This is a genomic window from Brevibacillus brevis, assembly GCF_001039275.2.
GTDB lineage: Bacteria > Bacillota > Bacilli > Brevibacillales > Brevibacillaceae > Brevibacillus > Brevibacillus brevis_C.
Genome location: NZ_CP030117.1, coordinates 2,603,003 through 2,615,711, shown reverse-complemented (window position 1 = coordinate 2,615,711; position 12,709 = coordinate 2,603,003). Strand labels below are relative to the sequence as shown.

10 protein-coding genes are annotated in these 12,709 nt (G+C 47.5%); 1 reads left to right on the top strand and 9 read right to left on the bottom strand.

Translation table 11 applies throughout. The features are described from left to right. Positions 1-80 precede the first annotated feature (80 nt). The 5 genes from AB432_RS13290 to AB432_RS13270 form a co-directional block, all read right to left on the bottom strand. The gene (locus tag AB432_RS13290) at positions 81-2,906 is read right to left on the bottom strand and encodes a WIAG-tail domain (RefSeq protein WP_048032677.1); all 2,826 of its coding nucleotides are present in this window, start codon (positions 2,904-2,906) and stop codon (positions 81-83) included. 178 nt (positions 2,907-3,084) lie between these two features. Further along, positions 3,085-4,596 (bottom strand): AAA family ATPase, encoded by a 1,512-nt coding sequence (locus AB432_RS13285; RefSeq protein WP_048032676.1) that lies wholly within the window; start codon positions 4,594-4,596, stop codon positions 3,085-3,087. Further along, on the bottom strand, positions 4,589-5,116 hold the full coding sequence (locus AB432_RS13280) for a hypothetical protein (RefSeq protein WP_048032675.1): 528 nt from the start codon (positions 5,114-5,116) through the stop codon (positions 4,589-4,591). Before AB432_RS13280 ends, AB432_RS13285 begins: the two co-directional genes overlap by 8 nt. Before the next feature lie 152 nt (positions 5,117-5,268). After that, the gene (locus tag AB432_RS13275; protein WP_048032674.1) at positions 5,269-5,748 is read right to left on the bottom strand and encodes a cell wall elongation regulator TseB-like domain-containing protein; all 480 of its coding nucleotides are present in this window, start codon (positions 5,746-5,748) and stop codon (positions 5,269-5,271) included. A gap of 29 nt (positions 5,749-5,777) precedes the next feature. Further along, on the bottom strand, positions 5,778-6,482 hold the full coding sequence (locus AB432_RS13270) for a hypothetical protein (RefSeq protein ID WP_048032673.1): 705 nt from the start codon (positions 6,480-6,482) through the stop codon (positions 5,778-5,780). A 133-nt stretch (positions 6,483-6,615) separates the two neighbouring features. Between AB432_RS13270 and AB432_RS30500 the strand changes: the two genes are divergently transcribed. Next, positions 6,616-6,795, top strand: coding sequence for a hypothetical protein (locus AB432_RS30500; RefSeq protein WP_133257456.1), 180 nt, complete (start codon positions 6,616-6,618; stop codon positions 6,793-6,795). Positions 6,796-6,858: 63 nt separating this feature from the next. Here the strand turns inward: AB432_RS30500 and AB432_RS13265 are convergent, their stop codons facing one another. From AB432_RS13265 to dinG, 4 genes are read right to left on the bottom strand one after another with little or no spacing between them, the layout of a single operon-like run. After that, a complete protein-coding gene (locus tag AB432_RS13265; RefSeq protein WP_007723137.1) occupies positions 6,859-8,163 on the bottom strand; it encodes an amidohydrolase in 1,305 nt (434 codons plus the stop codon). Positions 8,164-8,179: 16 nt separating this feature from the next. Next, positions 8,180-8,803, bottom strand: a complete 624-nt coding sequence (locus tag AB432_RS13260) for a redox-sensing transcriptional repressor Rex (RefSeq protein ID WP_048032672.1) — start codon at positions 8,801-8,803, stop codon at positions 8,180-8,182. Between the two features lie 15 nt (positions 8,804-8,818). Next, positions 8,819-9,724 carry a ComEC/Rec2 family competence protein gene (locus AB432_RS13255; RefSeq protein ID WP_048032671.1) on the bottom strand — a complete coding sequence of 302 codons (906 nt, stop codon included), beginning with the start codon at positions 9,722-9,724 and terminating at the stop codon, positions 8,819-8,821. 41 nt (positions 9,725-9,765) lie between these two features. Beyond that, the gene (dinG, locus tag AB432_RS13250; RefSeq protein WP_048032670.1) at positions 9,766-12,669 is read right to left on the bottom strand and encodes an ATP-dependent DNA helicase DinG; all 2,904 of its coding nucleotides are present in this window, start codon (positions 12,667-12,669) and stop codon (positions 9,766-9,768) included. Positions 12,670-12,709: the final 40 nt, after the last annotated feature.

Here is a 12,709-nt window from a genome sequence, read left to right as displayed (position 1 = left end):
TACATTTGGGAGACCTGATCTCAACATCGGCCTCCCTGCTTCTGAATCATCCACTCGCCCCATTGTTGTTTCCTACCGAATTATTTATCGTTCTCGATATCGTATTCTTCACTACTTTCATAATCTTGTTCGAAATCACTTTCATCCGTGTCTTCTTCCTCTTCATATTCATCCATGTCGTGATCTTCCATGTCTTCCTCGTCGGTGTACTCATCTTCCATGTCTTCGTCATCCGTATCCTCGTCTTCCATGTCCCCATCTTCCGCGTCTTCATCATCCATATCTTCGTCTTCTACGTCCTCCACTTCCACGTCTTCATCATACGTATCTTCATCATCCATGTCTTCCGTTTCAAAGTCGTGATCTTCGTCACTTTGATCTTCCTCGACTTCTTCTGCCTCCAGTTGTCCCATCTCTGTTGACCATTCCAGCATTTCGTGTGGGACATCTACTCCTTTTACTCCAATCCCGATCCAGTGAATCACTCCAGTCGCTTCCTGCCCCTCTTGATTGCGAAATACGGTGATCATCGCTGAAGTCCTTTTCGTGTATTTGAGCGACGTATATATCCCCGGTTGATTTGTCATCGCGACCATACAATAATGTGTATCCGCATAAGGTTGTGGCAATCGAACGATCACATCTGTAGACTTGCTAGTGGCAGAAAGTCTGAAGGGGACGAAACCGAATTGTTGCAAGGTTACTCCTATGTGATTATGCGTCTCAATTACGGGAAAGGTCATCTTCTCAGCGCTAATGGACTGATCCGCAATGTGATGCGTAGTGACAGCTTTGGACGCAATTTTAGAACCGGTCACGGAGTCCTCTGCCAGTTTTTCCTGCGTAATAATCCGGTTTTGCAGATGCTGTTCTGTTATGCTCTTGCTGATAAGATGATTCCCTTTGAGCGTTCCTTCCTTAATGTGCGTTCCATCCAAGCTGCCTTTTATGACATGAGCTCCATGAACAGAATGGCTATCCAGCTTACTCGCATCAATGCTCTGATCGGCTATTTTATCTCGAGTGACACTGCCGTCCTGTAATTTTTCCTTGGAAATGGAGTTACCTTGGAGATGGTCTGCCTGAATGATGTGACTGTTGAGATGTGTAGAGGAAATTGCTTTTTCCGCAATTTTTTCCCCCGTGACGGATGATCTGCCCAGATGGCGTGTCTTGATCGCATCTTTAGCTATTTTGGGCGCTGTGATCACGGCATCTCCAAGTTTGCTTGTCGTAATGCTTAAATCTGAAATTTTGTCTGTGGAAACAGATTCCGGCGCCAATTTTGATGTGGTCACCAAGTGGTCATGCAGATGCTGGGTCTGGATGATGTACTCGCGTAGATGATTGCCCCCAATGATTCTGTCAGTTAAATGCTGTTCTTCCACAGATCTTCTTGCCAGCTTTTCTGAGCGAATGGTCCCGTCAATCAGATGTCGTGAACTCACACTCTCATCGAGCAAGTGTTGCTCTCCTACACTCCTGTTCGCCAATTTGTCGGTAGTGATAGCCTTATCAGCTATCTTGGCTGTGGTAATCTGCTGATCACCGATTTTTTTAGCCGTTAGCATCCCGTCTTGCAAGTGACTCGATAGGACACTGCCAACTTGTAAATGTGTGCTGCCGATTGATTCTTTGGCGAGCTTTTCTGACGTGACACTGTTGTTGTCCAAATGCTCAGTCAATATCGCATATGGCCCCACTTTATCACTGGTCACCGCTTCTGGATGTAAATGCTGGCTATAAATGGCCTGAAATGCAATGTGATGATCCGTGATGCTGCCAGCGCTAATGTTACTGCCATCTATTAGCTCTTCCGTGAGATGATGGTGGTAAATGGAGCCTTCACGAATATGCTGAGATTCAATTGCATCTTCGTCTATCTTCGTGGAAGTTACTGCTCCATCGCGTAATTTATCGCCTGTGACAGCTCCATCCTCAAGCTTCACTGTGTTTATCACATAATTGGCGAGATTACTTGTTTGAATGGTCCCCATCTTTATTTTTTCCGAAGTAATCGATTGATCCTGGAGCAACTCATTCGTGATCGCTTGATCCTGAATATGCTTGCTCTGAATCGAGTGGTCGGCAAATTTCATCGAGTCGATGGTTTTATCAGCTAACTTCTCCGACGTAATGCTATGGTTGATCAATTTTTGCGCAGAAATCGAATAATCCTGCAAATGCTCGCCACTTACGATTCCTTGCCCCAGATGATCCCTTTGTACCGCGTGCGGTGCGAGTTTGGTGGAAGTTACGCTCTTGTCCGCGAGTTTACTGCTGTCCACCGCATAATCCTTCAAAATCGAATTATCCACGGCGCCTTGCTTAATCTTGGACGCGTCAATGGCACGGTTCGCAATTTTTTCAGTTGTCACCGATTGATCTGTCAAGTCGTCTGTATAGACAAACGATTGGACACGATCATCATTGCGATCTTTAATGACCTTCGAATAAAAGTTCGGATTGGCAGTTGAGCTTTGTTTGGAGGATCCGTTTTGTTTAGAAGATGCGTTTTGTTTGGAAGATGCCTCCTGTTTGGAAGTTGAGTCCTGCTTGGAAGTTGGGTCCTGTCTGGAAATTGAATTCTGTCTGGAAGTCAAATCCTGTCTGGAAAACGAGTCCTGTTTGGAAGATGTATCCTGCTTGGAAAACGAGTCCTGTTTGGAGGATAGGTCCTGCTTGGGTACTTTGGGAATCGGTTTTTGTTGCTCTTTCGGTGTGGCAGCAGAGAGGGGAGGTATTCTGTGAGTGCTCTCCAAATTACTTTCAAGCAGATTTAATTCGAGGTCTTCCATCCACTCCCGATCAGGTGATGATGTATATGAGAGCGGTAACTCGTTCATGGTCTGCCTAAAGGTTTTACTCAGACTTTTGTTAGCTTTTCGCCGGTTCACATTGGCCATAGGGTCTCCTTGCCTCCTGATTTCATTCCCGTATCACTTTTGTAGGATATTCATCCATTTCCCTATTTGGCACCGTGTCTACAAAATTGTTTCACCCTGATTTGCCAAAGTTGCCAGCAAACACAAAAAAACCTGCTTCACCAACTCTTCCTTTGGCTAGCAGGCTCTTTATCTTCACTTATACAGCAACTTCTTCCTTCGTTTGTGACAATAGCGCCCTGAACTCATCGCCTTGCAGAACTTCCGCTTCCAACAATGTATACAAGCCCGTTTGGAATACGGAGTCGTACTGTCTCAAAAGATTGCGAGTTTCTACGAGCAATCCCTCCAGCAAACGCTCAACCTCGTCATGAATCCGATTCTTATCCACGTATTGCAAATGTACAATCCCTAGCTCGGACATACCGCTTTGTACAATTTCCTGTGCCATTCCCAGCGCTTGCTCGAAGTCATTCTTCGATCCAGTACTGCGCCCACCGTAGTAGATTTCCTCCGCTACGGCTCCCCCAAGGCTAACCATGATTTGCTTCTCCATTGCTTCCTTGGTATACAGATAGCGGTCTTCCATTGGATTTTGTCGGACGTATCCTAGTGCTTTGCCACGTGGACTCAGCGTGACCTGCGAGACAGAGCCTGGTCGCACACTCTCACTGACAATGGCATGTCCCAGTTCGTGGAGTGCAACGCGCTTCTTCTCTTCCTCTGATGCTTGACGATCTACCTTCTCACCGAGCATGACCTTGTCCACTGCATAGGCAAAATGCTTCGCCGTGATCTTTTCCTGACGGTCACGCATGGCATAAATGGCTGCTTCATTCGCTACACTTTCCAACTGTGCGCCAGAAAATCCGAATGTCTCCTGTGCCACTTTTTCCAATGTGACATCCTCGCTTAACGGTTTATTGGCCGTATGAATGGTCAAAATCTGCTCGCGTGCTGGTTTGTCTGGAAGATCGACGCTAATATGGCGGTCAAAACGACCAGGACGTAACAACGCTGCGTCGAGCATGTCCTTTCGGTTCGTAGCTGCCATGACTAAAATCCGCGGCTTGTCAGTCGTAGCTACACCATCCATCTCCGTCAACAGTTGATTTAAGGTTTGATCGTATTCACGCTGCTGTTGACCGTCCCTTTTTCCACCGACGACATCGATCTCATCGATAAAAATAATCGCGCTGTCTTGCCCATTTTTCTCTGCTAATGCCTTCGCTTCTTGAAACAATTCACGGACGCGTTGTGCACCGACACCCACGTACATCTCTACAAACTGCGAACCTGATGCCGCCACAAAGGCGGAATTTGTATAGTTCGCTGCCGCTTTCGCCATCAGTGTCTTACCCGTACCAGGTGGACCTGTCAAAAGAACACCTTTGATCGGGCGAATCCCATACTGCTCAATTTTGTCCTTGTACACGAGAAAATCAAGCGATTCCTTCAATTCTTTTTTAGCGCGTTCCTGTCCACCGATATCCGCAAACTGCACGTCCGATTTTGGCAGCTCATGCTTGTTTGCTTTTCTTTTCCCACCGAGGGCCACATTCCCGCCCTGTCCATTTTGCTGACGGATGACCAGAAAGTAAATCGCCCCCAGTACGGCTCCGAACACCAAGAATGGCGTAATATTTACACCAAGAAAAACAAGAAAAATCAATAGTGCAGGTACGACGCCGATCAGTACTTCCTTACGCACGTGCCGTCACCTCTTTTTCAATGGAACGGGGTATGATGGTGTAAAAATCCTCCGTTCCTTTTTTCAAGTAAACATAAATGTTCTCGTCATCCATCAATGCGGATGCTTCGTCCAGCTGATTCCCCTTTTTCCATTGTTCCACGAGGGCTGGAATGCGGCTATATTCATGCAGCTCCACAGCTTCTGTAAACACAAATTGACCGCTCTGCCATATATCGTTCATCGCTGTCGATTGGTTGTCTATGTCAATGACCACTTCTTTTTCCCCAGCGACCTTTTGTGTTTCCGTTAGCAGATTACGATATTCTGCTGGAAATGCGTCTGGCTTTGTAACAGTTACATCTATTTGAATTTTATCTTTGCTGATCTCCAAATTGCCCAATGTTGCGGACTGCATTTGTCCAATTTCTGTACGGATTGGCTCCTCAATCTCCATCTTTTGATACAAGAACCATCCTCCGAACAGGAGTGCCAAGGTTGCCACCAAAGATAATCCAATTGCGCTCTTTTTCAACTGCACGGCTACTCCCCCCATATATATCGTTCTCGTTCTCTCTCTTTGCAACGTCCCCAGTATATCATATGAGTATATCAATTTCTTATACAGATGTTGGATGGAATGCCAAACAGGCCTTCTCCCATAAGGAAAAGGCCTGTCGTCAAGCAAGCGTATTAGGTTGGCGCGAGCACGTATGAGGTTAGCAAAGCACCAGTGAATAGATCATAGTGAATATAGTGAAAACGACCGTCTTTGTCTTTGACAGTGACTTCCCAAAATTTCTTATCGTTTTCGAGACCAGGAACTAAATGAGTGATCTCCGATTGAGGGAATGACTTGTAAACCGCCTCTTCTACATTCTTTTTTGGAACAGCTAGATCCATTCGATCGAAGCTTACCTTCTGATCTGTCATCCATGCTACAACCTGTGTACCCGCCTTATTTTTCCCGATGACGACAGCGTAGCTCTCTTTGCCTCGATATTCATCAATGGATTCAATCTCCGTGATTGTCGTGCGATCAAAGACCCACTGACGAACGGTTTCCTCAAATTGATTGCGCTCTCCTGCTAAAGAAGCCGTCAGGTGATAGGCGAACCCAGCTCCCGTAAGTAAAATGACGGCTACGATTGATAGGATAATTCGTACTAACACAGCAAAGTAACTCCTTTACGTGGCTGACATTACAATCGGAATCGAAGCTGATCTCTCTTCACTCCAACTGCCGTTTGTATTTGCAAATCCAGCTCCAGTTGGCGAAGCTGCCCCGTAGTTGACTCGTACCATAGTTGGTAATTGACTTTCATTCCGTTCGTTACGTTTGAAGTCAAATCTTGAATAGGGAAGGATGGACCTAACCACATCGCTAATAACGAAGAGACTTCCTCAGGTGGAACCGCTATCCGATATCCACTCCATCCTTGCCCTGTAGTATCTTCAAGGCGTTCAGGACTAACCGATTGTAAAACTCCCTTGAGCAATACTCCGTGCTCATACGGGGTGAACATCGCATACGGCAGTGCGGCATGATCCTGTATCTGGCCATTAATTCGCACCGATACGGGCTGCCCATCTTTTCTGGCTATTTCAAGCTGGTGACCACCAATTTCTCCTGTGAGCTGAAATTGCTCATTTTGAAATCGCCCATGCAAGGTCTGATCCTGCATGTATACCAGAAATGAGCGCTCCTCGTCCTTCGTGATCTGCTCCAAAAGCTCTGCTACCGTCCTCGCTGTCTGCTCCGTTCCTGCTGTTTGTCTGACCGCGGACGCAGTATCTGTGCTGTCTGTATTGGCTGATCGACTTACTGTCCCCAATACAATCCCAAGCAGAAATAGACCGAGTAGGATAGGAATGAGCCACCACAGCATTTTGGGCCGGATGTACATGTCGTCCCCCCTGTCCCATTTTTGTCTTTAGCCTATGCTATACGGGAAGGTTTTAGAACGACACGGAAAAGTTGCTAATCATAGCTTAAGGTCGGGCGGTCATACTACTTATACACCCCGAGGAGGTGAGCGCGTGACATCTTCGCAACAAACCACATCTCCTGACATACTTGGGTTTCTGTTACAGGAATACCGCGTCTCCTGGGCAGGATTGTCGTCTCCCTTGCGTCAATGGTCGCACACACCCACTCTTCATTTTCGCCATCATCTCCTGACAAAAGCTGTAGCGAAAATGAACAACGGAACGTCGTAGTATCCAATACCCCTACCTACACCTGCACTGCCTTACTCCTGTCCCCCACCTGACAGGAGCCTTTTACCGTTTTAATGTTTGGAATACGCGGTTTGCTTCGTAAATCGCGCGCTCCTCATCGATAGTCAAGAGCTTATGATTACGCATCAAAAATTTACCCGCTACAATCGTATCTTTCACATCGCGTCCATTTGCCGCGTACACCACATGTGAAATCGGTTGGTGAGCCGGGTGGAAATGGGCTTGGTGGCTATCCAGTACGATCAAGTCAGCTTGCTTGCCTACTTCAATGCTTCCGAGCGTTTCCTCTTGGAATACCCCTTCTGCGCCATAACGAGTTGCCATGCGAAGTGCTTCCTCTGCTGGTACGGCTACTGGATCGTTGTTCACACCTTTGTGCAGGATCGCAGCGAGTTTCAATTCCTCAAACAAATTCAAATTGTTGTTGCTTGCCGAGCTGTCGGTACCCAGTGACACGCTTACACCTTTTGCCAACATTTTCGGAACAGGCGCAACACCGCTTGCCAGCTTCAGGTTGCTCACTACATTATGAGAAACTCTCACATTGTATTTTGCCAAAATGTCGATTTCTTCATCCGTTAGGTGAACAGCGTGCGCGACGAGTGTTGGGCGATTGAACATACCCAGCTTTTCCAAATGAGCAACTGGACGCAGACCGTAGTCCTTCTCGTTTTGACCGACTTCCCAAGCCGTTTCAGACATATGGATATGAAGTGGCAAGGAAAGCTCATCAGCTTTTTCGATAATTTGGGTAATAAATTCTGGCGAGCAGGTGTACGGTGCATGCGGTGCCATCATGACGGTAATGCGCCCGTCTGCCTGATTATGCCATTCTTTTGCAAAAAGAGTCGCGTCTTTCAGCTTTGTTTGACGTTCTTCTTCAGAGCACAGACCGATCATACCGCGGCAAAGGCGGGCACGCATGCCTGCTGCATCGACTTCCTTTGCCACAACATCCATATGATCATACATATCTACAAACGTGGTGGTTCCAGTACGAATCATCTCGATAAGAGACAATTGGGTACCCCATTTTACTGTGTCTCCCGTGAATTGTGCCTCCAATGGCCACATTTTATCTTCCAGCCATTGTTGCAGCGGCAAATCATCTGCATACCCTCGTAGGAGGGACATACCAGCATGTCCATGCGTGTTGATTAAGCCAGGCAGTATGTAATCACCTTTTTGATCGATGACTTCATCGTATCCCGCTTCCGATAGGTCCTCAGGAGTTGGGCCCACATACGTAATTTTGTTGCCTTCGAACGCTACGGCACCATCGTAAATGACTTCATTCGTATCGTTAACGGTAATGACTGTTGCGTGAATGAGGATCGTCTTTTTCATAGTATACACTCCATTCTTACGTCAAATAGTAGGCCAAGCTTTGCAGGTTGGACGTCACATCCGCATAGTGAATGCGAACATCTTTCCCTGCGCGAATCGTCGTAGGGGCAAAATTCAAGATCCCCCTGATACCCGCTTGAGTCAACTGATCACATACGGATTGCGCTGCAGGTGCCGGTACCGTAATAATCGCGAGCTTGATTTGCTTGTTTACGATTGTTTCCTTCAGCTCTGATAAAGGCTGAATCGGTATCCCTGCGACTTTTTTGCCCTGCTTCTCTGGATTACTGTCAAAGATGGCCGCAATCCGCATGTTATCTTTCAAATAAGCGTTGTAGTTACTAATGGCATGGCCCAAATGCCCAGCTCCGACCAAAGCGACACGGATTTCATCGGTTAGCTTCAGAATTTCACGGATTTTTTCCACCAGATAATCGACATCGTAGCCGATTCCCTTTTTTCCAAAATCACCAAAAGCTGCAAGATCTTTTCTGATTTGGGCAGGATTCACATCAAGATTCTTGCCCATCTGTTGGGAGGAAACGGTGGTCACCTCAACTTGCTGCAAATAACTGAGGTAACGCAGATAAATCGGCAAACGACGGACGACCGCTTCTGAAATCTTTTCGTGTTTTGCCACGTTCGGTCTTCCCCCCTAATTCTTTTGCTTCAAAATCCGATATTCTTTTCCATTCGATAAAATGGTAATGGAACCGTCGTGGCTGGTAACGTATGTCTCGGCCCAAGACTCACCCAGGCGCTCCATGACTTCCGTCTGACCGTCTTTCATTTGATCCCGCGATCGGCCTGTCTGAATAATGGCGACCTGAGGATCGACCTGCGTCAGAAACGGTTGCGAAGAGCCTTGATTGCTCCCTTGACCGGCTACCTTTAGCACTTCCGCCTTCAGTCTGTCATTTTGCCGTTCCAACAGTCGCTCCTCTGCTTTTTCATTCACTGCGCTCATAAATAAAAATCGCAATTGACCGTGCGTCAATCGAAAAACGAGAGAATTGTTCTGAGGCGATAAAAATAACGGTTCATCCGGGAGCAAAACTTCCATGGAGATTTCCTTGTCAAGAGTGAGTACTTGTCCTTGCTCTGCTTCCATCTGCTTTTGGTTGGAGCGAAGCAGCACGACATGGCGAATCGATGGTGCAATCAGCTTGGGCAAAATGACGGCATCTACAAGCACTTGCTCGCTCAATGAAACGTAGCCTCCCATATGCTCAGGCAGATCGTTCGTCAACACTACATAATCGAGCCGTGTGATCTTGAGTTCTGCCAAGCGCGCCGAAAGAACGGGCCAATCTTCTACCGTACCCGTATCAATCAGCATCGTTTTGCCACCTGGCATTCTCAAAAGCGTACTCTCACCATGCGGAAGTGCCAAGTAAGTGATAATGAGACCCGAAAATTCCTGTTCTGTCTCTGTTTCAAACGGGTCATCTATCTTCACTGCTGCTTCTTGCAAATACAAATGGCTATCAATCGAGCATGCGCAAAGGAAAATCGCACTAAGAACTACAATCCACCAAGGCCACGCTTTTTTCCATAACATTTATTTTATCACCTTAATCCCTATGAGACTATTGCTTCATTTTATGAATCTGACAGGGATTGCATACTAAGGAATGGCTCTATGCGCTCTCGCAACGTTGGCCATGGACCGCTTTCGATCTGAAATGGCGGCAAAGATTGAAGGAAAGAGCGTCCATATCTCGACTCAACCACACGTGTGTCTAGAACGATCACGACCCCGCGATCCAAGTGGTGGCGAATTAATCGACCTACCCCTTGTTTAAATTGCAGAACAGCTTGTGGAAGAGACAAGGACATAAAAGCGTTTTTTCCTTCTGCCTTTAAAAGCTCTGCCCTTCCTTGATAGACTGGATGATTCGGTGGAGCAAATGGGAGGCGAACAATGACTAAACTGCTCAGCCATTCCCCCTGGATATCGACACCTTCCCAGAAGCTGCTCGTCCCAAGTAGGACACTTCTCTCCATGCTTCGGAACAGACGCACCAGCTTGCTCCGATTGTTGCTATCAATCCCGTGACCAAATAACGTATACGGTTCTGGGGCCTCCGCAAGGCGTTCCTTCATTGCTTGGTAAACAAGTCGAAGCATCGAGTGGGAGGTGAACAGGATCAGCGTCCTTCCTTTCGAAGCCAGTACGACATCCACGCACCCTTGAATGACCGCCTCCAAATACGTATGGTCACTCTCTTTGCCTGGTGCAGGGAAATCAGATGGAATCAACAGTAATCCCTGCTCTTCATAGTGAAACGGCGATGGCAGTGACAAGGTACGCACTCGTTCCTCGGGCAATTGGTCGAGACCAAACTGGCTTTTGATGTAGGAGAAGCTGTTTTTGACCGTCAGAGTGGCTGATGTCAAGATCAGACTCCGCTTTTGCGCGAAAAGCGGTTCTGCCAGAGAGTCGGCAACCTTCAAGAGTGCTGCTGACAAATGAACCTGCTTGCGAGCTGTACGGGACTCTACTTCCATCCAATATACATACTCGGCATCCTGCTCAAGCAAAAAGAAGTGAAGCAGCTCCACGGCGTTTTGCCAGTCTTTGATGAGGCCGAATAAATCTGTCAGTAGACTGCGTACGGCAAAAGGAGGCTTTTCCTCTTGCGGAGTCGTTCGCAATAGCTGCTCGATGTCCGCTGCGTATGCGGTCATCCCATCAATAAGCTTTTTGGTTACTTTGCGTATTTTTTCGTGTTTGCCTACAAAGGATTCGATCCGATAACGTACCGTCTCACGTCCAGCATCCGCCGTCTCCTCCGCACGATCTGATGCCCATGCATACAAGAGCTGTGTCCATTGCTGCGCTTTCTCACGTAAGGCAGCGGACTGTTTTCTGAGCTCCAGAAGCTTAGTGGCTACATCTTCTTGTACCGCAGGCATCCAGCTTTGCAGCTCTTCTGCGAAGCGGGCAATTGACCCACTCTCTTCAACCGATGCGCGATCTAACAAGAAAAGAAGTTGCGTAGTTGAAAACTGCTTGCCTAAATGCTGTGTCGCGGCATCCTCCAAATGATGAGCCTCATCGACGATGGCCACTTCATACGGAGGGAGGATTCTATTCTCCGCTTGCAAGTCGCTAATGAATAGGGCGTGATTGACAATGAGTACATCGACATCGCGCGCCCGTTCCTTCGCCTGAAAATAGTAGCAGCGACTAAACCAGGGACAAGCCCGATTCAAACAAGAGCTCGTATCACTTTTTACCTGTTGCCACAGCAGTTGGCCACTCGGAGGCATACTCAGCTCTTCCACATCACCGGTAACGGTTTGCGTGAGCCAAGTCAGCATCTGTCCTTTGACCAAGCGCATTTCTTGGCTGCTTCCTTCTACTGGCTCGTCCACGGCTTGTTCAAATTTACGCAAGCATAAGTAATTTCCTCTGCCTTTTAGCGTCGAAGCTGTAAAGGAAAACGGCAGAGACTCCTGCAAGGTAGCGATTTCCTTGTAGAATAGCTGTTCCTGCAATTGAATGGTGTTGGTACTGACTACCAGCTGCTGCTGATTGTGATGAGCCCAAATGATCCCCGGCAAGAGATAGGCTAATGATTTTCCCGTACCTGTCCCAGCCTCTACCAATAAATGGGCACCATCCTCCATTGCCTCATAGACGGCATGCATCATCGCTTCCTGAGCATCCCGACGTTGATACCCCGACATTTTCGCCTGCATGTGCCCGTTTTCGCCCAAAACATCCTCGAGCTGGTCAGCAAACGCTTTGGTCACTGTCACATCGACATGGGAACGTTTTAGCGAGGCTGTTAATTTTTCTTCTCGCTTCCGAAGGGCCAACTGGCGATAAACATCCCACATGTCTGAGGAATCCGTTTCGGTTGGTGTTCCAGCCAGCTCTGGCAGCTCTATGAGCTTTTCCATTTCGATCGTACGTAAGAGAACCTCGATATCAGAGCGAAACGAAGAGACGAGCATCTGGAGGCGCTGGATCGTCACGAGCGGCAGTCTCTTTAAAATATCGAGCAAGTGAAGAAATAACTGCGCCGTTGCGAGTGCATCGCTATCTGCTTGATGGGGATTATCGTGCTCGATTTCCAGCTCAGACGCCAGTTCTCCGAGTCTGTAGCTATTTTGCATCGGCAAAAGAACGCGGGATAGCTCCACAGTATCAAGCACGTAGCCGTCAAACGCATAATAGCCCTGGCTCAGCAGGGCTTCTTGTAAAAATTGGAGATCAAAGCTTGCATTATGCGCAACAAAAGCTCGTCCGTCCAATAAACGCAAGAAATCTGGAAACACTTCTTCCAAGGAAGGAGCATCTGCAACCATCTCATTGGTAATCCCTGTTAATTGGGTAATAAACGGTGGAATATCCTGGCCCGGATGAATCAGGGTGGAAAAACTCTCGGTAATCTGCCCGTCATCGATTGCGACGGCACCAATCTGAATGATGCTGTCACCTTGGCGTGGATGGCTTCCCGTCGTTTCAAAATCTACAACTAGTAATCGATTCAAACGTTGTCACCTCGTAACCTGGGCGGAAACATTCAATCCG